Origin of the sequence: Streptomyces roseicoloratus (assembly GCF_004117935.1) — a bacterium.
In the GTDB taxonomy this organism is placed as follows: Bacteria; Actinomycetota; Actinomycetes; order Streptomycetales; family Streptomycetaceae; genus Streptomyces; species Streptomyces roseicoloratus.
This window is the reverse complement of record NZ_SDOY01000143.1, coordinates 25,029-49,127: the sequence shown is the minus strand read 5'-3', so window position 1 is coordinate 49,127 and position 24,099 is coordinate 25,029. Positions and strand designations below refer to the sequence as shown.

Here is a 24,099-nt window from a genome sequence, read left to right as displayed (position 1 = left end):
TTCACATGGACGTCATCTCCGTCATCCGCACCAAGCGGGACAAGGGCGAGCTGAGCCCCGAGCAGATCGACTGGGTCATCGACGCCTACACCCGCGGTGTGGTCGCCGACGAGCAGATGTCCGCGCTGGCCATGGCGATCCTGCTGAACGGCATGAACCGCGAGGAGATCGCGCGCTGGACGGCCGCGATGATCGCCAGCGGTGAGCGCATGAACTTCGACTCGCTCTCCCGCCCGACCGCCGACAAGCACTCCACCGGCGGCGTCGGCGACAAGATCACCCTGCCGCTCGCCCCGCTCGTCGCCGCGTGCGGCGCGGCCGTGCCGCAGCTCTCCGGCCGCGGCCTCGGCCACACCGGCGGCACCCTCGACAAGCTGGAGTCCATCCCCGGCTGGCGCGCCCTGCTCTCCAACGAGGAGATGCTGCACGTCCTCGACACCACCGGCGCGGTCATCTGCGCGGCGGGCGACGGCCTGGCCCCGGCCGACAAGAAGCTCTACGCCCTGCGTGACGTCACCGGTACCGTCGAGGCCATCCCGCTGATCGCCTCCTCGATCATGTCGAAGAAGATCGCCGAGGGCACCGGCTCGCTGGTCCTGGACGTGAAGGTCGGCACCGGCGCGTTCATGAAGACCATCGTGGACGCCCGCGAGCTGGCCTCCACGATGGTCGCGCTCGGCACGGACAGCGGCGTGAAGACGGTCGCCCTGCTCACCGACATGTCGACCCCGCTCGGCCTCACGGCGGGCAACGCGCTGGAGGTCCGCGAGTCGGTCGAGGTCCTCGCGGGCGGCGGCCCGGCGGACGTCGTCGAGCTGACGGTGGCCCTGGCGAAGGAGATGCTCGACGCGGCCGGCATCAAGGACGCCGACCCGGCGAAGGCCCTCAAGGACGGCTCCGCGATGGACGTCTGGCGCCGCATGATCGCCGCGCAGGGCGGCGACCCGGACGCGACCCTCCCGGTCGCCCGCGAGCAGCACGTCGTGACGGCCCCCTCCTCCGGCGTCCTCACCCGCCTGGACGCCTACGACATCGGCATCGCCGCCTGGCGCCTGGGCGCCGGCCGCGCCCGCAAGGAGGACCCGGTGCAGGCCGGCGCGGGCGTCGAGCTCCACGCCAAGCCGGGCGACACGGTGACCGCGGGCCAGCCCCTGCTGACCCTCCACACGGACACCCCGGAGAAGTTCGACTACGCCCTGAAGTCCCTCACGGGCGCCTGGGACATCGCGGCGCAGGGCACGGCCTTCACGCCGAACCCGATCGTGCTGGACCGTATCGCCTGAGATCGCGATCGCCTCTGGCATGTGCCAGTGACACCTTCGGGTGAACGGGACCGGTGGACCCCCACCGGTCCCGTTCGGCATGCTGGGATCGGTGCCACACCGAAAAGGAGACCGCCATGAGTGCACTCCCCGTCGATCCCGCTCCGGGCCCGCACTGGGACGAGCTCGTCCGCTTCTGGGAGGAGTCGGACTGGCCCGAGGGCAGCAAGGTGGAGATCATCGATGGGATCATTGTCGTGACACCACCGCCCGGCGCGCCGCACAACCGTATCGTCGAGAAGGTCCATCGCCGGCTGTACACCGTGGTCCCGGAGGACTGGTGCGTCTACGAGACACAGGGGGTCGCCCATCCTGCGCGGGGCCGCCTCTATGTCCCCGACCTCGTCGTCATCCCGGAACGGGTCATGGCCGAGTTGGAAGGCGGCGAATCCGCACCGCTCACCGCGGCCGAACTGGTCGTCGAGGTCACGTCGCCGTCCAACGCGAGCTACGACAGGCTGAACAAGGCGGCCGCATACGCGGAGGCGAAGGTGCCGCTCTACCTCCTCATCGACCGCTTCGGACCCGGGGGCCCGACCGTCACGCTCTACGGCGAGCCGAGCGACGTCTATCAGGAGCTCCAGAAGGTGAGGTTCGGAGAGGAGATCCACCTCCCCGCCCCCTTCGACCTCACGATCGACACCAGCGTGTTTCCGTTCGGTTGAGCGCCTCCCGGGCCCCGCCTCCCCCCAGCGATGAGTTCCGGGCCCGCCCGCGGTCTCCCTGGTGTGGACACCTCTCCGGCCTCTCCGACCATCGAGGTACGGCTCACCGGGCAGCCCGCCCCGGACGACGTCGGGCGGCTCTGCGCGCTGCTCGAAGCGGCGGAGCCGAGCCTTGTCATATGCGACATCGGCGGGCTCGGCCGCGTCGGGCTTGGCGCCGTCGACGCCCTCGCGCGGCTGCGGCTGACCGCGCGGCGGTGCGGGCACCGGCTGGAGTTTCGGGGGGCCGGGCCCGAGCTGAGGGATGTGTTGGGGCTCGTCGGGCTCGGGGACCTGCTGTGAACCCCGGAAGCGTCAGGCGGGCAGCCGCTCCGGCAGGTCGAACAGCGGGAACCAGCGCTTGGTGTCCAGGAAGAAGTCCATGCCGCCGATCCTCCCGTCGTGCACCTGGAGGACGATCAACGCCCACGGCGCGTAGCCGCCCTCCGGGTCCGGGTGGTAGTGCGCGAAGGCCGGCTGGCCGTTCGCCACGGTCGGCAGCAGCTTCGAGCCGCGGCACACCTCGCCGACGCCCAGCATCCAGCCCACGATGTCCTCGTGGCCGCGCAGCCACAGGTCGTACGGCGGCATGGACATCGTCGCGTCCTCGTGGAGCAGCGCCGTGAGGGCCTGCATGTCGTAGCCCTCGAAGGCGGCCACGTAGCGGTCGAGCAGGGCCTTCTGCTCCTCGTCCAGGGGGTCCGCCGCGTCCGACGTGGCCGGTGCCTGCTCGGCGATGGTGGCCCTGGCACGCTGCAGCGCGCTGTTGACCGAGGCGACGGTCAGACCGAGCAGCTCGGCCACCTCGCTCGCCTTCCACGCGAGCACCTCGCGCAGGATCAGCACCGCCCGCTGCTTCGGCGGCAGGTGCTGCAGAGCCGCCACGAACGCCAGCCGCACCGTCTCCCGGGAGACGGCCGTCTCCGCCGGGTCCGCCACCGACGGCAGCACCCGCCCGTCCGGCACCGGCTCCAGCCAGGTGATCTCGGGACGCTCGTTGAGCCGGGCCTGCGCGACCGGCGTCGGATCCGTGAGGTCCATCGGGCGGGCCCGCCGGTTGCCCGCGCTGAGCGAGTCCAGGCACACGTTGGTGGCGATCCGGTACAGCCACGAGCGGAGCGACGAACGGCCCTCGAAGGAGTCGAGGGAGCGCCAGGCGCGCACCATGGTGTCCTGCACGGCGTCCTCCGCCTCGAAGGCGGAACCCAGCATCCGGTAGCAGTAACCGGTCAGCTCCCTGCGGTACTTCTCCAGGTCGTCCGTCGTGAGGTCCTCGGTCGTCTGCACAGCCATGTGGTCCGTCTCGCTCGCCCCTCAGCGGCGCCCGGTCGACGCCGATGAGGGGAAGCTATCGCAGGCCACCGACAACCGGGGCCGGTTCGGCTCAGGTGCCGGGCTTGCGCCCGTACACGTACACGTCGTCACCGTTCCTGAGCAGGCTCCAGTACGCCTTCGCGTCCTTCTGCGTCATGTTGACGCAGCCGGCCGAACCCGGCGGGTTCCACATCGACTTGGTGACCGAGTGGAAGGCCTGCCCGCCGTCGAAGAACTGCGCGTACGGCATCGACACGTGGTAGAGCGTCGACCAGTGGTTGATGTTGCGCCAGTAGATCTTCTTGGCGCCCGTCCGCGTCTCCGCGCCGTCCCGGCCCGTCCGCACCGGCACCGGGCCGTACTTGAGCTTGGCGCCGTCCTGGATCCAGCTGAGCTGGCGGGTCAGGTCGACACAGGCGATCCGGCCCTTGTTGGTCGGGCATTTGCGGTCCTTGTTGGGATTCTTCCCGGCCGCCTTCTGCGCCTGCATCGTCGACATGGTCCGCCAGGTCAGCGGCCCGGCGTAGCCCTGCGTCGGGGTGATGCCGTGCTTGGCCTGGAAGGCCTTGACGGCCTTGCAGTCGGCGGACGACTGCTTGCCGTCGACCGGCCGGCCGAGGAACTTCTCCACCTGCTTCTGGTACGGGCCGGTCGTCACGTTGCACGACGCGGCCTGGGCCGGGGCGGCGCCGAGCGCCACCGACATGGGTACCACCAGAGACGTGACCGCGAGCCCGATGCCCGCGCGTCCGCGTATCCCGATCATGATCGTCAACTCCCCCTAGAGTCCTGACCCGTTTGACGCTCGGGGGAGCCCGACAGTTGCAGCGGTTCAGGCCGCCGTGGCCACTTCGTGACGAAGCGCCCGCGTCCGCCGCGCCTCGACCCGCGCGGCGTGCGTCCCGTACAGCGTGAGCGACACGACGCCGAGCACCGCCACCAGGCCGATCAGGACCGTCCCGGCCCAGCCGCCCGCGTGGAAGGCGACCGCGCCGAGCGTGCCGCCCGCGCTGCTGCCGAGGTAGTACGCCGACTGGTAGAGCGCCGATGCCTGGGCGCGACCCGTCCGCGCCGTACGGCTCACCGAGGAGGACGCCACCGCGTGCCCCGCGAAGAAGCCCGCCGTGATCAGCACCAGGCCCGCGAGGACGGCCGCCAGCGCGTCCGCGAGCGACAGCAGCAGACCCGCCGCCGTCGTGGAGACCGCCAGGTAGAGCGCGCCGCGCCGGCCGAGCCGGCCGACCAGCCGGCCCGCCGCCGCCGAGGAGGCCGTGCCGACCAGGTACACGAGGAAGACCGAGCCGACGACGCCCTGCGGCAGCGAGAACGGGGCCTCGACCAGGCGGTAGCCGATCACCGTGTACACGGCGCCGAACACCGTCATGAACAGCGCGCCGATCGCGTACAGCCGCAGCAGCAGCGGATCCGCGAGGTGCCCGCGCACCGTCCGCGCCAGCGCCTTCGGGTTCAGCGTGCCCGGCGTGAAGTGCCGCGCCTTCGGCAGCAGCGCCCGGAACGCGAGCACGCACACCACGGCCATCAGGCCGACCGCCGCCAGCGCCGCGCGCCAGCCCCACAGCTGCGCCACCCAGCCGGTGACGATCCGCCCGCTCATGCCGCCGATGGAGTTGCCCGCGACGAACAGACCGATCGCCGCGACCAGCGCCCTCGGCCGCACCTCCTCGGCCAGGAAGGCCATCGCCGAGGCCGGCACTCCGGCCAGCGCCGCGCCCTGCACCGCGCGCAGCGCGACCAGGCTCTCCAGGTTCGGGGCGAGCGGCACGAGCAGACCCACCGCCACGGCGACCACGAGCGAGACCGTCATCATCGAGCGGCGTCCGAAGCGCTCGGACAGCGCGCTCAGCGGGAGCACGCACAGGGCCAGCGCGCCGGTCGCGGCGGACACCGTCCAGGAGGCGGCCGAGGCGCTCGCGCCGAACTCGGCGGAGACGGCGGGGAGAAGGGCCTGGGTGGAGTAGAGGAGGGCGAAGGCGGCCACTCCGGCGGCGAAGAGCGCGAGGCTCATCCGGCGGTAGCCGGGGCGGCCGGGAGCGAGGCGGGTGTCGGCGGAGTCACGACCGGGTTCGGCGACCGCGCCGGTGGCGGCCGCCTTGGTACTGGCGGAAGGCATGCCTCGAACGTAGGACGGTCCGCTTCATGCGTCCAATGCACGGATCTGCTGTAATCGTTCCCGTGGTGCATGAATACAGGTCACAGCCTCGCCTGTCACCGAACAGTAACGAAGAAGACATGGGAATGCTGCTCGCGCCGCGGCTCGCGTACTTCGCCGCGGTCGCCCGGCACGAGCACGTGACCCGCGCGGCGGCCGAGATGGGCGTCCCGCAGTCGACCCTGTCGCGGGCCATGGTCAGGCTCGAGGAGGACCTCGGCGTCGCCCTGTTCGCCCGCCGCGGCCGCACCGTCTCGCTCACCCCGGCCGGCCGCCGCTTCCTCACCGCCGCGGAGCGGGCCCTCGCCGAGGTCGAGCGGGCCGCCGACACGGTACGGGCCGACGCCGATCCCACGGCCGGCCGGGTCGCCTTCGGCTTCCTCCACACCATGGGCTCCGAGACCGTGCCCGGGCTGATCCGCGCCTTCCGCGTCGACCACCCGAGGGTCCGCTTCACCCTGGTCCAGAACTACGGCGAGGCGATGATCGAACGGCTCAGGTCCGGCGAGCTCGACCTGTGCCTCACCTCGCCCGTGCCGGACGCGCCCGACCTGGTCGGCCGCCGCCTCGACGAACAGCGGCTGCGGCTCGTCGTGCCCGACGACCACCGGCTCGCCACCCGCAAGCGGATCCGCCTCGCGGAGGCCGCCGACGAGACCTTCGTGACCCTGGAGCCGGGCTACGGGCTGCGCCGCATCACCGACGACCTGTGCGCGCAGGCCGGCTTCACGCCCCGCGTCGCCTTCGAGGGCGAGGAGGCCGAGACCCTGCGCGGCCTGGTCGCCGCGGGCCTCGGCGTCGCCCTGCTCCCGCCCCCGGCCGTCGCCCGCCCCGGCGTCGTCGAACTCGGCGTGACCTCGCCGCGCGCGGTCCGCGAGATCGGCGTGGCCTGGCTGGACGGTCACCCGGACACCCCACCGGTGGCCGCGTTCAAGAAGTTCCTGCTGAGCAAGCGGGGCAGCCTGCTGCCGGAGTGAGCGGAGGCGGCGGCCGGAGCCGTGGCCCCCGCGCCGGACCTTCGCCGGCCGTCAGCCGGACGACCGCCCGAACCCCGCAGCCAACGGCATCCGGAGGCCCAGCGGCGGCGGTGCCGCCATCGCGTCCGCGAGCGGGCGGCTCTGCGGGCGGGCGAAGAGCGCGGACAGGACGAAGTCGGCGGCCAGGGCGTGCACTTCGTCGCGGTACTGACGCAGGGCGTGCCCGTCCGTGTGGACCTCGAAGCGGCAGGTGTCCCGGTTGGACTTCTTCGCCCGCTCGGCCAGCCGGTAGCTCAACTCCGGGTCCGTACGGGCGTCGTTGGTGCCGTGCACGATCAGCACCCGCCGCCCCACGAGCTGCCGCACCGGCTCCGGCTCGGCCGCACGGTCGTCCTCCGGCAGCCAGGGGGCGAGTGCCAGGACGGCCGTCACCGCCGAGTGCCCTCCGGCGGCCAGCGCCGCCCGCGCGCCCATGCCGCGCCCGACCAGGCAGACCGGCACGTCGCCGTAGCGCCGTACCGCCTCCGACACCGCCCACCGGGCGTCCGCCGCCTGCCGGGCCTCCGTCCCGTTCCAGCCCCGTCCCCGGTAGCGGACCACGTGCGCGACGAGCCCGTCGGCCCGCCCGGCCCGCACGAGCCGCCGTCCCAGCGGCAGGACGGCGGCATGGGCCCGTACGGAGTGCCGCCGCCCGGACGTGACCTCGCCGTCCGGCAGCAGCAGCACGACCCCGCCCGCTTCGGTGACCGCGGCCGGCGCCGCGACGGGACGGCCGAGCCGGGGTGCCCGGGAGCCGGCCGTTCCCACGAGTGCGTTGTGCGCCATGACGGCACGGTCTCAGAAGCCGGGGCGTACGCGAGGGGTACGCGCGGTCTCTGTTACGAACCGTCCGCTGAGCGAACGCCCTTGTGGCTCATTCCCGCTCGAAGCAGGCCAGAGCGCCCACCGGGACGAAGCCGCGGCGCCCGTACCAGTGGCGGGGCCAGTCGGTGGCGAGGGCCGTCAGGAAGACGGTGGTGCAGCCGGCGGCGTGGGCCATCCGCAGGGCGGTGTCGACGACGACCCCGGCGTGGCCCTGCCGGAGGTGCGTCCCGGCGGTGACCAGGTCCTCGATCTGGGCGATGCCCGAGTCCGTGTCGAGGTACAGGTCGGCCCAGGACGCGACCTCGCCGAACTCGTCGTGCGAGGCGAGGAAACGGACGTCGTCGGCGCGCCGGCGCCGGACCGCGCGGCGCTCCACCAGGGTGTGGACGACGTCGTCCCCGGCGTCCGGCAGGAAACGCCGCCAGCTCTCGGCGACGGGGCCGCGCAGTGCGGGCAGGTCGACCTCGCGGGCCCCGCCGAGCTCCGGCACGGGCCCGGTGTGCAGCATCGTGACGACCTCGGAGCACGTGTAGCCGGCCCTCGCCAGGGGCCCGGCGCAGGCCTCCGCGACGGCCGCGTCGGGGACGTACACGTTGCGGAACGGCAGGTGCGCCATCAGCTCGTCGACCCGGCCCGGCAGGGCCTCGGGGTCGGTGGGCCCGTCCACCAGCACGTAGTTGTCGCCATGGGACAGCGCGTACGTGTCGTCGAGCGCGGCGAACCCGCCGGGGAAGTCGATCGTCCGCTCGGCCTGCCGACGGCCGGTGGAGGCCAGGAAGCCGTGGATCCGGCGCAGTTCGGCAGCGTGGGCGGCGGTGGTCGTCATACCGGCAGGTTAGGCGTCGCCGGACACGGCCGCACCGGAGTTGCGGGCGGAGCGGCGTCCGGGGAAACGGGCGGAACGAGACGGTGCCGAACAGGCGCGCTCTACGCGCGTAGGCGCTAGAGTGCGGCAATGACGAGCCAGATCCCCAGCACCCCCTCGGCGGATCAGATCCGCCGTGCCCCGAAGGTCCTGCTGCACGACCACCTCGACGGCGGCCTGCGCCCCGGCACGATCATCGAACTCGCCCGGGCCCAGGGCTACACCAGCCTCCCCGAGACCGAGCCCGACAAGCTCGGCATCTGGTTCCGGGAGGCCGCGGACTCCGGCTCCCTGGAGCGCTACCTCGAGACCTTCGCGCACACCTGCGCCGTCATGCAGACCCGCGAGGCCCTGGTCCGGGTCGCCGCCGAGTGCGCCGTCGACCTCGCCGAGGACGGCGTCGTCTACGCGGAGGTCCGCTACGCGCCCGAGCAGCACCTGGAGGGCGGCCTCACCCTCGAAGAGGTCGTCGAGGCGGTCAACGAGGGCTTCCGCGAAGGCGAACGGCAGGCCAGGGCCAACGGCCACCGGATCCGGGTGGGCGCGCTGCTCACCGCGATGCGGCACGCGGCCCGCGCCCTGGAGATCGCCGAACTCGCCAACCGCTACCGCGATTCCGGCGTCGTCGGCTTCGACATCGCGGGCGCCGAGGCCGGCTTCCCGCCCACCCGGCACCTCGACGCCTTCGAGTACCTGAAGCGGGAGAACAACCACTTCACGATCCACGCGGGCGAGGCCTTCGGCCTGCCGTCGATCTGGCAGGCCCTCCAGTGGTGCGGCGCCGACCGGCTCGGCCACGGCGTGCGGATCATCGACGACATCGAGGTCGCCGACGACGGCACGGTGACCCTCGGCCGGCTCGCCGCGTACGTGCGCGACAAGCGCATCCCGCTGGAGATGTGCCCCACCTCCAACCTGCAGACCGGCGCCGCCGAGTCGTACCAGCAGCACCCCATCGGGCTGCTGCGCAAGCTGCACTTCCGCGCGACGGTCAACACCGACAACCGGCTGATGAGCGGCACCAGCATGAGCCGGGAATTCGAATTCCTGGTCGACGCCTTCGGTTACACGCTCGACGACATGCAGTGGTTCACGGTCAATGCGATGAAATCAGCGTTCATTCCTTTCGATGAACGACTCGCCATGATCAATGACGTGATCAAGCCCGGTTACGCCGAGCTGAAATCCGAATGGCTGTTCCAGCAGACCGCCGCGACCAGCGAATCTTCCCTCCAGGCGGACTGATCGCCGCCCTCGGGACGGAGCGGACGGCGGCCGGGCACACCACGCCCGGCCGCCGTCCGGTGTTTGCGGCCGGGACTTTCGATGGTTAGTTTGCGTAGCCACTCCGCATTCCCCGAAATTCCCCCTGCTCTCAGGGCCTTCTTCCCCGCCGCCCCGAGACGCACCCGAGAATCCTGAGGAAGATTTTCTGATGAAGCAGTCTGCCGCCAAGACGCTCGGTGTCGCCGCCCTCGGTGCCGCCTTCGCCGCTGCCGCCGCCGGAACGGCCTCCGCCGCCGCGCTGCCGGTCGTCGGCTCCGACGCGCTCGGCACGGTCACCAGCGCCGTGCCGCTCGGCGAGGACCTCACGGAGCTCCCGGCGGGTGCGGCCGAGGCCCTGTCCGGCGGCCAGGGTGCCCTCGGGACCGGTGCCCAGGAGGCCGCCAAGACCCTGCCGGGCGCGGTCGACCAGGCCCAGAACCTCCCGGGCGAGGTGCAGAAGCAGGCGCAGAACCTGCCGCTGGACGGCGCCACGGCCGGCCTCGGCTCCACCCCGCTCGGCGCGGCCACCGGCCTCCTCGGCGGCCTGCCGGTGAACGGTCTGCCGCTGGGCGGCCTCGGCGTCTGACGCCCCGCGCCCGCCTGCCGCACGCCCCCCGTGCGGTCGGCCCTCCGTACGTTCCCCGTACGCCTCCCGTACGCCGAAGGGGCGCCCACCCGGACCACCGGGTGAGCGCCCCTTCGGCGTGTCGGCGAGCGGCCGCGCCGGGCGCGGCGGGCCCGGGACCTACCAGGCCGTGCTCGTCGTCTTCTCCGCGGGCAGCAGCACCCACAGCGCCAGGTACAGCAGGAACTGCGGACCCGGCAGCAGGCACGAGACCAGGAATATCGTGCGCATCGTCCAGGCGGAGATGCCGAAGCGCCGTGCCAGCGCAGCGCACACTCCGCCGATCACGCGTCCGTCACGGGGGCGGGAAAGTGCGGCCATGGTGGGCTCCTTCAGTCCGGGTGCTCGGAATGTCCGATGACTCCATCGTGCCGCCGGACCGCGGACAAAGCGTCCCTCTACGGGGCGATCCCGACCCTGGGAATCGTCGGGGTCGGCCCCTGAGAAGTCCGCTGGGAAGCCCGCTCCGCCGTCCTCCCGGAGGAGGAGGGCCCGCCGGGCCGGGAGGAGGACCGGGTCCCGCGCGGACCGCGGCGCAGCCGCGCCCGTCCCGCCGGGACGAACAGCACGTGCGCGAGCGCCACCCCGGCCGTGTTCAGGAGCACCGAGTCGACGTCCACGACCTGTCCGGGCACCGCCGTCTGCAGCAGCTCCACCGCCAGCGAGACCAGCGCACCGGCCGCCGTCGTACGGGCCAGGGACGCCCACGGCGACACCGTGAGCCGCCCGTCGGCCATCGGAAGGAGCACCCCGAGCGGGGCCAGGAGCAGCAGTCCGCAGACGATCCGCCGCGCGGCCTCGGCCGGACCGAGCGCCAGATCGCCCTCGATGCCGGCCAGCGGGGTGAGATTCGGCGCGGTCACCCACGCCACGTCGCGCGGGCGGAGCGTCACCCAGGCCACGAGCAGCAGATGGGCGAGGAGGAGGGCGAACCCCGCCACGCGTACGACCACGGCGACAGAGTCGCCTGCACTGCCCGACCCATCCGAACCTTGACGTTGCACGCCCCCCAAGACGTCCCCCCCGGCGGAATCGGTTCCGCCGGGACCGTCACAAGCGTGGAACAGCGACAGCGTCACGCACGCGACCACCGCGACGACCACCCGCTCCGGCGCCCCCGAGCCCCGGAGCCCGTCACCCCGCGCCCCGTCACCCCCGCGCCCCGCCGCCCGGCGTCCCGCCGCCCGGCGTCCCGCCGCCCGGCGTCCCGCCGCCCGGCGTCCCGCCGCCCGGCGTCCCGCCGCCCGGCGTCCCGGCTCTGTGGCCCGACGCACCCGACGCCCTGCCGCCCGGCGACGCCCGCGGCGTCCCTCAGGACTTGGCCGGGGACGACGGGACCGCCGACTCCGGGCGTTCCTTCAGCTCGGTCGTGCAGGTGTAGCGGCGCGGCCCGTAGGGGCCGGGGCCGCCGAGGACGACGGAGTCGGCCGTGGTGCCGGAGCCGCCCGGCTCACCGGCCGTGCTCTCCGCGAAGGTGCAGACGATCTGCGCAAGGGCCGTCGGCGGCAGGTCCTCCGGCTGGCGGCTGAGCCGCAGCGTGCCCTTCGGATCGCCCGCCCGGGCCGCGCTCACCACCAGCGGGCCCTTCACCGCCGTGGCGAAACCGGCCCGGCGCTCCTCCTCCGACGGCTCGCCCTCCAGCTGGGCCAGCAGCGCCGAGGCCGTGCGCACCGGGGCGCCGGCCGCCTTCTCCTCCGGCAGCGGCGACCTGCGCTCGACGGCCTCCAGCTGGGCACCGCACACCAGGTACACGCGCAGCGGCGCCCGGCTCGGCGCGCCCGTCACGACCCGGTCACCCGGCACGCTGCACGGCACCCGGGTGGGCGCCGCGCCGGCGTCGACCGGAACCGAGGTCGTACGGATGCCGCAGCCCGACAGGACGAGGGCGGCCCCCAGGGCGGCGAGCCCCGTACGGCGAAGGGCCCGGGCCGGGCGAAGTCCCCGCGCGGGGCCCCGCCCCGGCGTACGGCGCAGTCTCAACTCTCCTCCACCTCGCCCTGGCTGCTGCGGGTCCGCAGCTCGCGCGCGATCCCCGAGGCGTCCCGGGGCAGCCGCAGCACGAACACCGCGCCGTCCACCCGGCCGTCGTCGTCGGTGGAGTTGGAGGCGGTGATCGAACCGCCGTGGATCAGGGCGTTCTCCATCGCGATCGACAGACCCAGACCGCTGCCGTCCGAACGCGGGCGGGACGCGCTCGCCTTGTAGAAGCGGTCGAAGACGTGCGGCAGGACCTCCACCGGGATGCCGGGCCCGTGGTCGCGCACCGCGATCACCAGCTCCTCGCCGTCCTCCGTCTCCTCCGTCCGCACCGACACCCGCACCGGCGAGCCGCCGTGCTTGAGCGCGTTGCCGATCAGGTTGGCCAGGACCACGTCGAGCCGGCGCGGGTCGAGCCGCGCGACGATCCCGCGCTCGGCGTCCAGGTCCACGGCGTCCAGCCAGGCCCGCGCGTCGATGCAGGCGGTGATCTGGTCGGCGATGTCGACGTCGTCCAGGACGAGCCGCGCGGTGCCCGCGTCGAAACGGGTCACCTCCATCAGGTTCTCCACCAGGTCGTTGAGCCGGCGGGTCTCGCTGACCACGAGGGCGACGGCGGGCGCGATCATCGGGTCGAGCGCGTCCTGCTCGTCCTCCAGGACCTCCGTCACGGCGGTCAGCGCGGTCAGCGGCGTGCGCAGTTCGTGCGACATGTCGGCGACGAAGCGGGCGCTGGCCTCCTCCCGCGCGCTCATGTCCGCGACCTTCTTCTGCAGCGACTCGGCGGCGCTGTTGAACGTACGGGAGAGGTCGGCCAGTTCGTCGTTGCCGGAGACCCGCAGCCGGGTGTCCAGCTTGCCCTCGCCGAGCCGCCGGGCCGCCTCGCCGAGCCGGTGCACCGGGCGCAGCACGGTCGTCGCCGCGACCTGCGCGAGCAGCACCGAACCGATCACGGCGAGGCCGGTGGCGATGCCCAGCGACCAGGACAGCGAGTTGAGGTCGGCCTTCTCCGCGGCGAGCGACTTGAACATGTAGCCGGTCGGCCCGCCGCCGTCGATCTTCGTGCCGCCCACCAGGTACGGCGTCGAGCCGCGCTGGGTGCGCTGCCAGAACAGGTGGTACGGGTACGGGTTGGCCTCCGACACCGGACGCTCGGTGGTCACGGCGGTCTGCAGCGAACGCGGCACGTCCGCGAGCGTGAACACGTCCGGGTTCGAGGCGCCCACGATCGGCTTGCCCGCGGCCCGCTCGCCGATGAGCAGCACGCTGTAGCCGGCGCTGCCGCCCGCCATCTGCTCGGCGGTGTGCCGCAGCTCCTCCTCGGTGGGCCGCGCCGGCAGCGTCGCCGCCCGGTTCTGCATCTCCTGCCGGAAGTCGTTGAGCGCGCTGTCCTGGGTGCGCTTGAGCACGGCCTCGCGGTTGAGCCAGTACGCGATGCCGGAGGCCGAGACCGCCGCGGTGAGCGCGACCAGGGCGAAGACGACGACGAGGCGGAGCCGGAGGCTGGTGAACCTCAGCATCGAGACGATCCCTCTGCTCACGCAGGAACGTCCAGCCGGTAGCCCACGCCCCGTACGGTGCGGATCAGGGTCGGCGAGGAGGGCACGTCCTCGACCTTGGCGCGCAGCCGCTGCACACAGGCGTCGACCAGGCGCGAGTCGCCCAGGTAGTCGTGCTCCCACACGAGCCGCAGCAACTGCTGGCGCGACAGCGCCTGTCCGGGCCGCCGGCTCAGCTCCAGGAGCAGCCGCAGCTCGGTCGGCGTGAGCTGCAGGTCCTCCCCGTTCTTCGTCACCGTCATCGCGGAGCGGTCGATGACGAGGGAGCCGAAGGTGGCGGAGTCGGTGGACTCCCGCTCGCCGCGGCGCAGCACCGCGCGGATCCGGGCGTCGAGCACCCGGCCCTGCACCGGCTTCACCACGTAGTCGTCGGCGCCGGACTCCAGGCCCACCACGACGTCGATGTCGTCGCTGCGCGCGGTGAGCAGGATGATCGGCAGCTGGTCCGTACGCCGGATCCGGCGGCACACCTCGAAGCCGTCGATGCCGGGCAGCATGACGTCGAGGACGACCAGGTCGGGCCGCTGTTCCTTGAGCAGCTTCAGGCCGTCCTCGCCCGTCGCCGCGGTGGCCACACGGTGGCCCTGGCGTGACAGGGACAGCTCGAGGGCCGTGCGGATGGCGTCGTCGTCCTCGATCAGCAACAGGAAAGGCACGGCCTCATTCTGTCCCATGCGGCCGTCCGAGTTCGACCGTCCGGTCACGTCTCCGTGCCGCCCCCGCCTGTGACACGCCTGTGACAGTCGGCGGACACCGCCATGAAGTCGGCCGGGCAGGCTTTTCGACATCAAGGACCTACGGACTCCAACCGACGGGGGGCGCGAGATGAACGCACTGCACAGCACCACCTCCAGCGCAGTTGTCACGCGTCTCCACGACGTCACGCGGAGCACCGAGAAGTCCGGCGCGGCATTGAACGGACGGGGGTGCGTTCGCGGCGTCGGGCGTCAGCACAAGGCGCCGTACATGGTCGCCGTGGCTGACGGGGGAGCGGTGTACGGGGAGGCCACGGGGGAGCGCTCCAGCCGGTCGGAAGCGGAGTTCACCGCTTACGTCCAGGAGCGCCGGGCCTCCCTGTACGCCACCGCCTACCACCTGACCGGTGACCGTTTCGAGGCCGAGGACCTGCTCCAGAGCGCGCTGTTCTCCACGTACCGCGCCTGGGACCGGATCAGCGACAAGGCCGCGGTCGGCGGCTACCTGCGCCGCACGATGACGAACCTGCACATCAGCGCCTGGCGGCGGCGCAAGCTCAACGAGTACCCGACCGAGGAGCTCCCGGAGACGGTGGGCGAGACGGACGCGATGCGCGGCACCGAACTGCGCGCGGTCCTCTGGCAGGCGCTGGCCCGTCTGCCCGAGCTCCAGCGCACGATGCTGGTGCTGCGCTACTACGAGGGCCGGACCGACCCGGAGATCGCGGAGATCCTGGACATCAGTGTCGGCACGGTGAAGTCGAGCATCTGGCGCTCGCTGCGGCGACTGCGCGAGGACGAGGTGCTGAGCTTCGGCCGTGACGAGGAGGAGTCCTTCGGCGAGCTCGTCGCCTGAGGGATACGGGGGAACACGGGGGCACGGGGGAAGACACGGGGGACCGTACGGGGGTACGGGTAACAGGCGAGGGCCGGACAGGATCGGGGGATCCTGCCCGGCCCTCGGCGTGTCCGGGATGCGGGCGTTCTCCGGGCGGGTCGAAGGGGCGGGCGCCTACGCGGGCGCCTACGCGGGCGTCGCGGGGACGCGGGCGCGGGCCGCCGCGGCGGCGGTGAGGCGGCTCAGGGCCTCGTCCCTGGCGCACGGGTGGGCGCCGAGCGCGGTCTGGCGGGCGACGATCGACCGCTCGGCCCGCATCAGGCGCCAGCCGCGGCGCAGCAGGAACGGCACCGACTTGCGGCCCTCCTTGAGGTCCCGCAGCAGCCGGCGGCGGAAGGTCGTGGAGGGCCGGCCGCGCAGGCACAGCGCGTCGGCGAGCACGCCGAGCTCACGGCAGCGCGCCACGATGTCGGCGGCGAAGATGCCCTCCGCCACGAACAGCGGCGTCCGCCCGATGTCGAGGACCTCGTGGCCGGTGCGGGAGCTGGTGGCGATGTCGTACACGGGGACGTCGGTCCGGCCCGTACGGCACAGCTCGGTGATCGCGGTGACGGCGGTGTCCGCGTCCCACGACAGCGGGGAGTCCCAGTCGATGTCCGTGCTGCCGTCGACGAGGGGCAGGGAGGGGTCGTCGCCCTCCTTGTAGAAGTCGTCGAGGCGCAGGACCGGCAGACCGGTGCGGGCGGCGAGGGACGACTTGCCGGAGCCGGAGGGGCCCGCGATCAGGACGACCCGGGTCGGGATCGGTTGGGAACTCACGGGACACCAGTGTGAGGCATTCCCCCGTGCAGGGGACCCCCGAGGCGGCCCGTTGGTATCGAGCGTCACACCTCCACTACTGTCGGTGCCCGCTCGAGCACCCTCTGGAAGGACTTCTCCCCATGGCGAGTCACGCCGCTCCCCGAACCTCCCGTCGCAGTGCCCTGCTGAAGGCCGGACTCACCGTCACCGCGGCGGGAGCCGCCGTGTTCGGCGCCGGAGCCGGCGCCCAGGCCGCCGAGGGCGTCGGCGTGCCGCTGCCGCCGGACTCCCTGACCCGGGTGGACGGCGCCGCGGCCCTGGAGGGGCTCGGCCACGGCGTGGCGCCGCTGACCCGGCTCCAGCTCGACCCGCTGGCCAACACGGGCGTCGACCCGCTCGACAACGGGCTCGGCACGCAGGTCGCCGACTTCAAGCCGGTCGGCACGAACCTGGTCACCGACCACGTCACGAAGGGCGGCGCCCTGGCCGACCTGCCGGTGGCGGGGCCGCTGGCCCAGTCGCTGCTGCCGTAGGGCGGCGCGGGGCGCCTTCGCGGGGCGCGTCGAACGGCCCCCGGCCACCGGGACTCGCGTTCCGGTGGCCGGGGGCCGTTTCGCCGTACGGGCGCCGGACGGGACGCCCGTACGGTCGCTGTGACGGGCCGCTCGGAGGAGCGGCGGTCAGTACGAGGAGCCGGAGGCGCCCAGGCTGCCCGTGGGGTGCCAGACCGTCTTGGTCTCCAGGAACGCGGTCATGCGGTCCGTGCCGGGGGCCCCGGCGAAGTCCTCGGTGCGCGGGCGCAGCACGCGCTTGAGGTTGTCCGCCGCGGCGATCTCCAGCTCGCGGGCCAGGTCGGCGTCCGCGCCCGTGAGGTCGATCGCGTTGACGTCGAGGTGGGCCGCGAGGTGCGGGCCCATCTCGGACGCCTTGCCGGACAGGATGTTGACCACGCCGCCCGGGAGGTCCGAGGTGGCGAGGACCTCGCCCAGGGACAGGGCCGGCAGCGGGGCCTTCTCGGAGGCGATGACGACCGCCGTGTTGCCGGTCGCGATGACCGGGGCGATCACCGACACCAGGCCCAGGAAGGACGACTCCTGGGGCGCGACGACGGTGACGACACCGGTCGGCTCCGGGGTGGAGAGGTTGAAGTACGGGCCCGCCACCGGGTTGGCGCCGCCGACGACCTGGGCGATCTTGTCGGTCCAGCCCGCGTACCAGACCCAGCGGTCGATCGCGGCCTCGACGACCGCGGCCGCCTTGTTCTTCGACAGGCCCTCGGCGTCCGCGACCTCGTGCACGAACTGGCCCTTGCGGCCCTCCAGCATCTCGGCGACGCGGTAGAGGATCTGGCCGCGGTTGTACGCGGTCGCGCCCGACCAGCCGCCGAAGGCCTTGCGGGCGGCCACGACGGCGTCACGCGCGTCCTTGCGGGAGGAGAGGGGCGCGTTGGCCAGCCACTTGCCCTTCGAGTCCGTCACTTCGTACACCCGGCCGCTCTCGGAGCGGGGGAACTTGCCCCCGACGTACAGCTTGTAGGTCTTGAAGACGCTCAGGCGGTTCTGCTCGGACTTCTCAGACATCGAGGTAGGCCTCCAGACCGTGGCGGCCGCCCTCGCGGCCGAAGCCCGACTCCTTGTAGCCGCCGAACGGCGAGGTCGGGTCGAACTTGTTGAAGGTGTTGGCCCAGACGACGCCCGCGCGGAGCTTGTCGGCGACCGCGAGGATGCGGGAGCCCTTCTCCGTCCAGATGCCCGCCGACAGGCCGTACTGGCTGTTGTTGGCCTTCGCGACGGCCTCGTCCGGCGTGCGGAAGGTCAGCACCGACAGGACGGGGCCGAAGATCTCGTCGCGGGCGACGGTGTGCGCCTGGGTGACGTTCGTGAAGAGCGTCGGGGCGAACCAGTAGCCGGCGGCCGGGATCTCGCAGGCGGCGGACCAGCGCTCGGCGCCCTCGGCCTCGCCCTGCTCGACGAGCGAGGTGATCCGGGTCAGCTGCTCCTCGGAGTTGATGGCGCCGATGTCGGTGTTCTTGTCGAGCGGGTCGCCGAGGCGCAGCGTCGACAGGCGGCGCTTGAGGGAGTCGAGCAGCTCGTCGTGGACCGACTCCTGGACCAGCAGGCGGGAGCCCGCGCAGCAGACCTGGCCCTGGTTGAAGAAGATGCCGTTGACGATGCCCTCGACGGCCTGGTCGATCGGCGCGTCGTCGAAGACGATGTTGGCGCCCTTGCCACCGAGCTCCAGGGTGAGCTTCTTGTCCGTGCCGGCCACGGTCTTGGCGATGGCGCGGCCGACGGCGGTCGAGCCGGTGAAGGCGACCTTGTTCACGTCGGGGTGCGCGACGAGCGCGGCGCCGGTGTCGCCGTAGCCGGGGAGGATGTTGACGACGCCCTTGGGCAGCCCGGCCTGGCGGCAGATGTCCGCGAAGAACAGGGCGGAGAGCGGGGTCGTCTCGGCCGGCTTCAGGACGACCGTGTTGCCGGTCGCGAGCGCCGGGGCGATCTTCCACGCCAGCATCAGCAGCGGGAAGTTCCACGGGATGACCTGGCCGGCCACGCCCAGCGGGCGCGGGTTCGCGCCGAAGCCGGCGTGGTCGAGCTTGTCGGCCCAGCCCGCGTAGTAGAAGAAGTGCGCGGCGACCAGCGGGAGGTCCGCGTCGCGGGTCTCCTTGATCGGCTTGCCGTTGTCCAGGGTCTCCAGGACGGCCAGCTCGCGGCTGCGCTCCTGGATGATCCGGGCGATGCGGAAGAGGTACTTGGCGCGCTCGGAGCCGGGCAGCGCCGACCACTTCTCGAAGGCCTTGCGGGCGGCCTTCACCGCGCGGTCCACGTCCTCGGCGCCCGCCTGGGCGACCTCGGAGAGCACCTCCTCGGTGGAGGGGGAGACGGTCTTGAAGACCTTGCCGTCGGCCGCGTCGGTGAACTCGCCGTCGATGAACAGGCCGTAGCTCGGTGCGATGTCGACGACCGAGCGCGACTCGGGCGCGGGGGCGTACTCGAAGGGGGAGGTCATGTCGATCAGTCCACCGTCACGTAGTCGGGGCCGGAGTAGTGGCCGGTCGCCAGCTTCTGACGCTGCATGAGCAGGTCGTTGAGCAGGCTGGAGGCACCGAAGCGGAACCAGTGGTTGTCCAGCCAGTCCGCGCCGGCGGTCTCGTTGACCAGGACCAGGAACTTGATGGCTTCCTTGGTGTTGCGGATGCCGCCCGCGGGCTTCACGCCGATCTGGATGCCGGTCTGCGCGCGGAAGTCGCGAACGGCCTCCAGCATCAGGAGGGTGTTGGCGGGGGTGGCGTTGACCGCGACCTTGCCGGTCGAGGTCTTGATGAAGTCCGCGCCGGCGATCATGCCGAGCCAGGAGGCGCGGCGGATGTTGTCGTACGTGGACAGCTCGCCGGTCTCGAAGATCACCTTGAGCCGGGCGCGGTCGCCGCACTCGGCCTTGATCGCGGCGATCTGCTCGTAGACCTCCAGGTAGCGGCCGGCGAGGAAGGCGCCACGGTCGATGACCATGTCGATCTCGTCGGCGCCGGCGGCGATGGCGTCGGCCGTGTCGGCGAGCTTGACGGGGAGGGCGGCGCGGCCCGCCGGGAAGGCCGTGGCGACCGAGGCGACCTTGACGCCGGAGCCCGCCAGGGCGGCCTTGGCGGTGGTCACCATGTCGGGGTAGACGCACACGGCGGCGGTCGTCGGGGTGGTGCGGTCGGTCGGATCGGGGTTGACGGCCTTGGCGGCGAGCGCCCGGACCTTGCCCGGGGTGTCCGCGCCTTCGAGCGTCGTCAGGTCGATCATGGAGATGGCCAGGTCGATGGCGTAGGCCTTGGCCGTGGTCTTGATCGAGCGGGTGCCGAGGGACGCGGCGCGCGCCTCCAGGCCGACGGCGTCGACGCCGGGCAGCCCGTGGAGGAAGCGGCGCAGCGTGCTCTCGGACGTGGTCACGTCGGCGAAAGCGTGTGCTGCGGATGCAGTGGTGGGCATGGTCACCAGTCGAGCATATCTACGCGCGTAGCGGCGTGTACAGGGGGCTGCTCGTCCGAGCGGGCGAAAGCGCAGGTGGCGGGGCGGGACGGGAGGGGCGGGTGAGTCCTGTCACACGCCCGTGACACGGAGTGGACAGCTCCAGAACTCAAGATCCGTAACGTTTCTTCCGCAAGCCAGCCAGAACTCACCGGCCCCAACCGAACGAGATGTCAGCGGCATGCGACTTCCTCCGACCACCACCTGATTGCCCAGGAGTCGTTATGCGCACCGCCCTTCGCACCGCCGTCGTCACCGCCCTCCTCGCGGGCCTCGCGACGGCCCCGGCGGCCCTCGCCGCGGGCACCGCCTTCGCGGCCGACGGCCCGGCCGCGACCGCGGAGAACCCCGCCACCGGCACTCTCGTCCGTACCGAGACGCTCTCCCACGGCACCGTCGTCAAGGTCTACAAGCTCGGCCCCACCTGGTACCGCGCCGACAGCTTCAAGCACGGCACCCAGCCGATCGGCTCCGTCGAGGCCAACGGCCGCCCCGCGGCGGGCAACGACAACGGCGACTACCTCGTCCTCTTCGAGGACGGCCGCACCCTCGCCTGGCGCGGCAACGCCGCCCAGACCGGCACCTCCGGCCTCTACCGCCTGGTCGACGGCACGGTCCTCGAGCTGGACCGGCAGGCCACCAAGGCCGGCCTCCAGCTCGTCGAGAACGGCGCGGGCCGCGGCTTCACCTACGCGGTCAACGGCGTCGAGAACCGCCGGGTCCTCCGGTACGGCAAGGCCGTCGTCGTCCTGGAGCACGACGGTGGGTTCGCCGCCTACGTCGAGGGAGCCGCCCGGCAGGCCGCACCGCTCTACCTCGGCCCCCGTGACGACCAGAAGCCCGCGCCCCGCCCCGGCACCGTGCTCTCCGGTCCCACGGCGAACGGCTGCACCGTCACCGAGAAGATCGCCTCCGTCTACCCGTACTGGACGGTCACGCTCACCAACGACGTGAAGAAGGGCCCGAAGGCCGTCCTCAAGGACGAGAAGGGCACGGTCCGGGAGACGGTCGACCGCGCCCACCCCGGCCCGACCGGTCTCGGCCAGAAGATCGTGGGCGCGGACACCGCCACCCCGCGCTACGGGCACCACACCAACGGCGGCGACACCGCGCCGTACCGCTGGACCGACTTCCCGAAGCTGCCCAAGAGCTGCACCACGGCGCCCACCACCGCTCCCACCTCCACGCCGGCCACGGGCACCGGCACGGCCACCGGCTCGGCGGCCGGCACCGGCACCCGCACCCAGGGCGGGCAGACGAGCGTCGTGCCCAAGGGCGGCGTCGCCGCCGGTGCGGAGTTCGGCAGCACGGAGCAGGCCAACGACACGGCCCTGTACGCCTCCGCCGGGGGCGCCGCCGCGGTCGTGGCCGCCGGGCTCGGCTTCACGGTGCTGCGCCGCCGCGCCGCCGCCCCCACCGCCCGCGGCTGACCCTCCGACCCGAGATCCCTCCACGCGGCGAACACCCCTCTCGCGCCGCAGTCCACCCGGCGGGCCGCCTCTCCTCGGCGGCCCGCCGCAGCCTTTCCCGGAGCACGCCCATGACCCGCCCCCGCCCCCGCCTGCCGCTGCCGGCCCTGGCCGGAGCCGCGCTCGCCCTCGCCCTCACGGGCTGCGCCGCGCCCGCGCCCGAGTCCGCGTCCGCTCCCCGGCCCGCGGCCGCCGTCCCCGCGCCGAAGGTCACCGTGACCGCCGCGCCCGCGCCCGCCGAGCAGCTCGCCACCACGCCGCTGGCCCGCTCGGAGCCCGTACGGGTACGGATCCCGGCGGCCGGGGTCGACACCGGACCGGTGCTCCGGCTGGGACTCAACGGCGACGGCACCGTGCGGGTGCCGAGCGTCGCGCAGGCCGGGAAGATCGGCTGGTACGACAAGGGCGTCACGCCCGGCGAGACCGGGCCCGCCGTGCTGATCGGCCACTACGACACGGCCGAGGGCCCCGCCGTCCTGCGGAACGTCGGCCGGATCCACGTCGGCGACCGGATCACCGTGACCCGCGCCGACGGCACCGACGCCGTGTTCCGGGTGCGGGAGCTGGAGCAGGTCGACAAGAAGGCGTTCCCGACGAAGAAGGTGTACGGCGACACCGCGCGGCCCGAGCTCCGGCTGATCACCTGCGGCGGCGAGCTCGTCGGCGGCCACCGGCCCGACAACATCGTCGTGTACGCCGACCTCGTCGCCGCGGCCGCGTGACGGCTGAGGCAGAATCGGGCCATGACGACCCCCGAGCCGCCCGCCCCGCAGCCCTCCGAGCCCGTCCAGGACCGTGCCTTCCGCTCGCCCATGGGCATCGCGGGCGGCGTGTTCCTGCTCGCCCTCGCCGTGGTCATCGGCGGCGACTCGATCCTGCGCGGCCACGGCCGCACGCCCTGGCTGGCGCTGGCCGCGCTGCTCATGGTGATCCCGGTCGTCGTCGCGTTCACCATCCGGCCCGCCGTCTTCGCGGGCACCGAGCGGCTGCGCATCCGCAACCCGTTCCGCACCGTCACGCTGCCCTGGGGCGCCGTCGCCGACGTCCGGGCCGGCTACTCCAGCGAGGCCCTCACGCAGGAGGGCCGCACCTACCAGCTGTGGGCGATCCCGGTCTCGCTGCGCCAGCGCAAGCGCGCCGCCCGCCAGGCCGCCCGGGCCTCCCAGGACGACCCGCACCGCCGTACGTCGGTGACCGCCGACGTCCGCGACTCCAAGGCCCGCACCGCGCCCGCCGACCAGGCCGTGGCCGAACTGCGCGAGCTCGCCGAGCGCCGCGGCGGCCTGCCGGAGTGCCAGGGCGAGCCGCGGGTCCGCTGGGCCTACGAGGTCATCGCACCGGCGGTCGCGGGCCTGGTGCTCCTGGTGATCCTCTCGGCGACCGGCTGACGCGCCGCCACCGGCCCGGTCACGGCGGGCCCTGCCAGACCAGGAGCATGTACGCGCCCAGCCACGCCGAGGAGAGGGCCGCGCCGGTCAGGGCCAGGACCCTCGCCGGGACCCGGGCGCGGGCCAGGGCCGTCGCCGGCGGGAGCAGCAGCGGGAAACCGGGGACCAGGAAGCGGGCGCGCGGGAAGTAGACGCCGCCGCTGCCGATGACGACCAGGAGCAGCACCCCGCAGAAGACCAGCAGCGGCAGCGGCTGGCGGTCGGCCAGGCACAGCAGGTACAGGCCCGCCGACACGATCAGGACCACCGACACCACGACCAGGAAGAGCTGCGGGTCGGCGTCGTACGCCAGGTGGCCGCGCAGCCGGACGGCCGTCACCCTGCCGCCGTCCCAGACGTTGCCCCACACCCGCTGCACCGCGAAGTAGCCGTCCCAGCGGCCCACCCGTACGCCCACCCAGCCCACGTACGCCAGCCAGCCCAGCGGCGCCGCGAGGGCGGCCAGCAGGGGCGCGGCGCCCCCGCGACGGCGCGCGGCGAGCAGCCCCGCCACGCTGACGGCCGCCACCAGCGCGATCCCGGTCGGCCGGGTCAGCCCCGCCGCCACCGTGAGCCCCGCCGCCCAGGCCCAGCGCCCCGTCAGGACCGCGTACAGCGCCCAGGCCGTGAGCGCCGTGAACAGCGACTCCGTGTAGCCCATCCACTGCACGACCGCGACCGGCGTCGCGCCCCACAGCACGGCGAGCAGCGTGCCCGTGCGGCGCCCGCGCAGCCGGTCGCCGACCGCGAAGACGCCCCAGGCGGCGGCGAACGAGCACAGCACGGCCAGCACCAGGCCCACGGACGCCCGGGACCCGGGCGTGACGGCCGCGAACGCCTTCACCAGCGCCGGATAGAGCGGGAAGAAGGCCAGGCTGCGCGGCGGGTCGGTGAGGCGGTCACGGTGCTCGTGGGTGTAGCCGTGATCGGCGACGTCCAGGTACCAGTTGGAGTCCCACGACCGCGCGAGCACCGGCCACACGCCGTGCCCCTGGACGTGCGCCCACTGGGCGAGGACGACGAGGCCGAGCAGCCGTACGGCGAGATAGCCGAGCAGGGCGGGCGCGGCGTGGCGCAGGGCGGCCCGCACCGGGGCCGCGCGGCCCGGCCGCGGGGCGGCGCCCGCAGGGGGCCGCTCGGGGTCCGTCCCGGCGGGGGCGACGAGGACGGCCCCGTCGGCCCCGGGTGCGGGGCGGCGGCGGGTCGGCTGCGA

Annotated in this window: 26 protein-coding genes; 11 read left to right on the top strand and 15 right to left on the bottom strand. The window is 73.2% G+C overall.

Annotated features, from left to right (window positions below; all coding sequences use genetic code 11):
• Positions 1-5: 5 nt before the first annotated feature.
• The 3 genes from ESG85_RS23340 to ESG85_RS23330 all read left to right on the top strand — a co-directional run bounded on the left by ESG85_RS23340 (position 6) and on the right by ESG85_RS23330 (position 2,329).
• Positions 6-1,283, top strand: a complete 1,278-nt coding sequence (locus ESG85_RS23340) for a thymidine phosphorylase (protein WP_128982381.1) — start codon at positions 6-8, stop codon at positions 1,281-1,283.
• Between the two features lie 116 nt (positions 1,284-1,399).
• Positions 1,400-1,987 (top strand): Uma2 family endonuclease, encoded by a 588-nt coding sequence (locus ESG85_RS23335; protein ID WP_128982379.1) that lies wholly within the window; start codon positions 1,400-1,402, stop codon positions 1,985-1,987.
• A gap of 63 nt (positions 1,988-2,050) precedes the next feature.
• Positions 2,051-2,329, top strand: a complete 279-nt coding sequence (locus tag ESG85_RS23330; RefSeq protein WP_246095233.1) for an STAS domain-containing protein — start codon at positions 2,051-2,053, stop codon at positions 2,327-2,329.
• A gap of 12 nt (positions 2,330-2,341) precedes the next feature.
• Here the strand turns inward: ESG85_RS23330 and ESG85_RS23325 are convergent, their stop codons facing one another.
• The 3 genes from ESG85_RS23325 to ESG85_RS23315 form a co-directional block, all read right to left on the bottom strand.
• The gene (locus tag ESG85_RS23325; RefSeq protein WP_128982375.1) at positions 2,342-3,319 is read right to left on the bottom strand and encodes a sigma-70 family RNA polymerase sigma factor; all 978 of its coding nucleotides are present in this window, start codon (positions 3,317-3,319) and stop codon (positions 2,342-2,344) included.
• Between the two features lie 91 nt (positions 3,320-3,410).
• A complete protein-coding gene (locus ESG85_RS23320) occupies positions 3,411-4,046 on the bottom strand; it encodes a L,D-transpeptidase family protein (protein WP_374050395.1) in 636 nt (211 codons plus the stop codon).
• 126 nt (positions 4,047-4,172) lie between these two features.
• Positions 4,173-5,471, bottom strand: a complete 1,299-nt coding sequence (locus ESG85_RS23315; RefSeq protein WP_128982371.1) for an MFS transporter — start codon at positions 5,469-5,471, stop codon at positions 4,173-4,175.
• Positions 5,472-5,533: 62 nt separating this feature from the next.
• On the opposite strand from ESG85_RS23315, the gene ESG85_RS23310 reads away from it, so the two are divergent.
• On the top strand, positions 5,534-6,487 hold the full coding sequence (locus ESG85_RS23310) for a LysR family transcriptional regulator (RefSeq protein ID WP_128982369.1): 954 nt from the start codon (positions 5,534-5,536) through the stop codon (positions 6,485-6,487).
• 51 nt (positions 6,488-6,538) lie between these two features.
• Here ESG85_RS23310 and ESG85_RS23305 read toward each other — a convergent pair whose 3' ends face one another.
• Both ESG85_RS23305 and ESG85_RS23300 read right to left on the bottom strand, forming a co-directional pair.
• Complete coding sequence (locus tag ESG85_RS23305; RefSeq protein WP_128982368.1) at positions 6,539-7,312, bottom strand: alpha/beta hydrolase; 774 nt, start codon at positions 7,310-7,312, stop codon at positions 6,539-6,541.
• An 88-nt stretch (positions 7,313-7,400) separates the two neighbouring features.
• On the bottom strand, positions 7,401-8,177 hold the full coding sequence (locus ESG85_RS23300) for a GNAT family N-acetyltransferase (protein ID WP_128982366.1): 777 nt from the start codon (positions 8,175-8,177) through the stop codon (positions 7,401-7,403).
• Positions 8,178-8,306: 129 nt separating this feature from the next.
• Here ESG85_RS23300 and ESG85_RS23295 point away from each other — a divergent pair, with 129 nt between their 5' ends.
• Both ESG85_RS23295 and ESG85_RS23290 read left to right on the top strand, forming a co-directional pair.
• Complete coding sequence (locus ESG85_RS23295; protein ID WP_128982364.1) at positions 8,307-9,461, top strand: adenosine deaminase; 1,155 nt, start codon at positions 8,307-8,309, stop codon at positions 9,459-9,461.
• Between the two features lie 190 nt (positions 9,462-9,651).
• Positions 9,652-10,068 carry a hypothetical protein gene (locus tag ESG85_RS23290; RefSeq protein ID WP_128982362.1) on the top strand — a complete coding sequence of 139 codons (417 nt, stop codon included), beginning with the start codon at positions 9,652-9,654 and terminating at the stop codon, positions 10,066-10,068.
• 159 nt (positions 10,069-10,227) lie between these two features.
• Here the strand turns inward: ESG85_RS23290 and ESG85_RS23285 are convergent, their stop codons facing one another.
• The 5 genes from ESG85_RS23285 to afsQ1 form a co-directional block, all read right to left on the bottom strand.
• On the bottom strand, positions 10,228-10,428 hold the full coding sequence (locus ESG85_RS23285) for a PspC domain-containing protein (protein ID WP_128982360.1): 201 nt from the start codon (positions 10,426-10,428) through the stop codon (positions 10,228-10,230).
• A 77-nt stretch (positions 10,429-10,505) separates the two neighbouring features.
• On the bottom strand, positions 10,506-11,060 hold the full coding sequence (locus ESG85_RS23280; protein WP_246095232.1) for a VanZ family protein: 555 nt from the start codon (positions 11,058-11,060) through the stop codon (positions 10,506-10,508).
• A gap of 358 nt (positions 11,061-11,418) precedes the next feature.
• Complete coding sequence (locus ESG85_RS23275; RefSeq protein WP_342781376.1) at positions 11,419-12,087, bottom strand: hypothetical protein; 669 nt, start codon at positions 12,085-12,087, stop codon at positions 11,419-11,421.
• Entirely contained in the window at positions 12,084-13,604 is a 1,521-nt protein-coding gene (locus ESG85_RS23270; protein ID WP_128982356.1) for a sensor histidine kinase, read from the bottom strand. Before ESG85_RS23270 ends, ESG85_RS23275 begins: the two co-directional genes overlap by 4 nt.
• 17 nt (positions 13,605-13,621) lie before the next feature.
• Positions 13,622-14,299 (bottom strand): two-component system response regulator AfsQ1, encoded by a 678-nt coding sequence (gene afsQ1 / locus ESG85_RS23265; RefSeq protein ID WP_181019089.1) that lies wholly within the window; start codon positions 14,297-14,299, stop codon positions 13,622-13,624.
• A 169-nt stretch (positions 14,300-14,468) separates the two neighbouring features.
• Between afsQ1 and ESG85_RS23260 the strand changes: the two genes are divergently transcribed.
• Entirely contained in the window at positions 14,469-15,194 is a 726-nt protein-coding gene (locus ESG85_RS23260) for a SigE family RNA polymerase sigma factor (RefSeq protein ID WP_128982352.1), read from the top strand.
• 168 nt (positions 15,195-15,362) lie between these two features.
• Here ESG85_RS23260 and ESG85_RS23255 read toward each other — a convergent pair whose 3' ends face one another.
• The gene (locus ESG85_RS23255) at positions 15,363-16,064 is read right to left on the bottom strand and encodes a uridine kinase family protein (RefSeq protein ID WP_128982350.1); all 702 of its coding nucleotides are present in this window, start codon (positions 16,062-16,064) and stop codon (positions 15,363-15,365) included.
• A gap of 53 nt (positions 16,065-16,117) precedes the next feature.
• Between ESG85_RS23255 and ESG85_RS23250 the strand changes: the two genes are divergently transcribed.
• Positions 16,118-16,510: a hypothetical protein gene (locus ESG85_RS23250; protein WP_128982348.1), complete on the top strand. Its 393-nt coding sequence runs from the start codon at positions 16,118-16,120 to the stop codon at positions 16,508-16,510.
• A 147-nt stretch (positions 16,511-16,657) separates the two neighbouring features.
• Here ESG85_RS23250 and ESG85_RS23245 read toward each other — a convergent pair whose 3' ends face one another.
• From ESG85_RS23245 to deoC, 3 genes are read right to left on the bottom strand one after another with little or no spacing between them, the layout of a single operon-like run.
• A complete protein-coding gene (locus ESG85_RS23245) occupies positions 16,658-17,557 on the bottom strand; it encodes an aldehyde dehydrogenase family protein (RefSeq protein ID WP_128982346.1) in 900 nt (299 codons plus the stop codon).
• Positions 17,550-18,986, bottom strand: coding sequence for an aldehyde dehydrogenase family protein (locus ESG85_RS23240; protein ID WP_128982344.1), 1,437 nt, complete (start codon positions 18,984-18,986; stop codon positions 17,550-17,552). Before ESG85_RS23240 ends, ESG85_RS23245 begins: the two co-directional genes overlap by 8 nt.
• Positions 18,987-18,991: 5 nt before the next feature.
• The gene (deoC, locus tag ESG85_RS23235) at positions 18,992-19,951 is read right to left on the bottom strand and encodes a deoxyribose-phosphate aldolase (RefSeq protein ID WP_128982485.1); all 960 of its coding nucleotides are present in this window, start codon (positions 19,949-19,951) and stop codon (positions 18,992-18,994) included.
• 263 nt (positions 19,952-20,214) lie between these two features.
• Here deoC and ESG85_RS23230 point away from each other — a divergent pair, with 263 nt between their 5' ends.
• The 3 genes from ESG85_RS23230 to ESG85_RS23220 all read left to right on the top strand — a co-directional run bounded on the left by ESG85_RS23230 (position 20,215) and on the right by ESG85_RS23220 (position 22,847).
• Positions 20,215-21,420: a hypothetical protein gene (locus tag ESG85_RS23230; RefSeq protein ID WP_128982342.1), complete on the top strand. Its 1,206-nt coding sequence runs from the start codon at positions 20,215-20,217 to the stop codon at positions 21,418-21,420.
• A gap of 110 nt (positions 21,421-21,530) precedes the next feature.
• A complete protein-coding gene (locus tag ESG85_RS23225) occupies positions 21,531-22,181 on the top strand; it encodes a class F sortase (protein ID WP_128982340.1) in 651 nt (216 codons plus the stop codon).
• Positions 22,182-22,202: 21 nt separating this feature from the next.
• Positions 22,203-22,847 carry a PH domain-containing protein gene (locus ESG85_RS23220; protein ID WP_128982338.1) on the top strand — a complete coding sequence of 215 codons (645 nt, stop codon included), beginning with the start codon at positions 22,203-22,205 and terminating at the stop codon, positions 22,845-22,847.
• A gap of 19 nt (positions 22,848-22,866) precedes the next feature.
• Here the strand turns inward: ESG85_RS23220 and ESG85_RS23215 are convergent, their stop codons facing one another.
• Entirely contained in the window at positions 22,867-23,976 is a 1,110-nt protein-coding gene (locus ESG85_RS23215; RefSeq protein ID WP_246095239.1) for a glycosyltransferase family 39 protein, read from the bottom strand.
• Positions 23,977-24,099 lie beyond the last annotated feature (123 nt).

Bases quoted from the DNA above. Each gene is read 5' to 3' on its own strand.
- ESG85_RS23220 (WP_128982338.1), top strand. From the start codon at position 22,203: ATGACGACCCCCGAGCCGCCCGCCCCGCAGCCCTCCGAGCCCGTCCAG.
- ESG85_RS23230 (WP_128982342.1), top strand. From the start codon at position 20,215: ATGCGCACCGCCCTTCGCACCGCCGTCGTCACCGCCCTCCTCGCGGGC.
- ESG85_RS23305 (WP_128982368.1), bottom strand. From the start codon at position 7,312: ATGGCGCACAACGCACTCGTGGGAACGGCCGGCTCCCGGGCACCCCGG.
- ESG85_RS23245 (WP_128982346.1), bottom strand. From the start codon at position 17,557: ATGTCTGAGAAGTCCGAGCAGAACCGCCTGAGCGTCTTCAAGACCTAC.
- ESG85_RS23315 (WP_128982371.1), bottom strand. From the start codon at position 5,471: ATGCCTTCCGCCAGTACCAAGGCGGCCGCCACCGGCGCGGTCGCCGAA.
- ESG85_RS23285 (WP_128982360.1), bottom strand. From the start codon at position 10,428: ATGGCCGCACTTTCCCGCCCCCGTGACGGACGCGTGATCGGCGGAGTG.
- ESG85_RS23295 (WP_128982364.1), top strand. From the start codon at position 8,307: ATGACGAGCCAGATCCCCAGCACCCCCTCGGCGGATCAGATCCGCCGT.
- ESG85_RS23225 (WP_128982340.1), top strand. From the start codon at position 21,531: ATGACCCGCCCCCGCCCCCGCCTGCCGCTGCCGGCCCTGGCCGGAGCC.
- ESG85_RS23260 (WP_128982352.1), top strand. From the start codon at position 14,469: ATGAACGCACTGCACAGCACCACCTCCAGCGCAGTTGTCACGCGTCTC.
- ESG85_RS23270 (WP_128982356.1), bottom strand. From the start codon at position 13,604: ATGCTGAGGTTCACCAGCCTCCGGCTCCGCCTCGTCGTCGTCTTCGCC.
- ESG85_RS23340 (WP_128982381.1), top strand. From the start codon at position 6: ATGGACGTCATCTCCGTCATCCGCACCAAGCGGGACAAGGGCGAGCTG.
- ESG85_RS23250 (WP_128982348.1), top strand. From the start codon at position 16,118: ATGGCGAGTCACGCCGCTCCCCGAACCTCCCGTCGCAGTGCCCTGCTG.
- ESG85_RS23325 (WP_128982375.1), bottom strand. From the start codon at position 3,319: ATGGCTGTGCAGACGACCGAGGACCTCACGACGGACGACCTGGAGAAG.
- ESG85_RS23320 (WP_374050395.1), bottom strand. From the start codon at position 4,046: ATGTCGGTGGCGCTCGGCGCCGCCCCGGCCCAGGCCGCGTCGTGCAAC.
- ESG85_RS23240 (WP_128982344.1), bottom strand. From the start codon at position 18,986: ATGACCTCCCCCTTCGAGTACGCCCCCGCGCCCGAGTCGCGCTCGGTC.
- ESG85_RS23290 (WP_128982362.1), top strand. From the start codon at position 9,652: ATGAAGCAGTCTGCCGCCAAGACGCTCGGTGTCGCCGCCCTCGGTGCC.
- ESG85_RS23335 (WP_128982379.1), top strand. From the start codon at position 1,400: ATGAGTGCACTCCCCGTCGATCCCGCTCCGGGCCCGCACTGGGACGAG.
- ESG85_RS23300 (WP_128982366.1), bottom strand. From the start codon at position 8,177: ATGACGACCACCGCCGCCCACGCTGCCGAACTGCGCCGGATCCACGGC.
- deoC (WP_128982485.1), bottom strand. From the start codon at position 19,951: ATGCCCACCACTGCATCCGCAGCACACGCTTTCGCCGACGTGACCACG.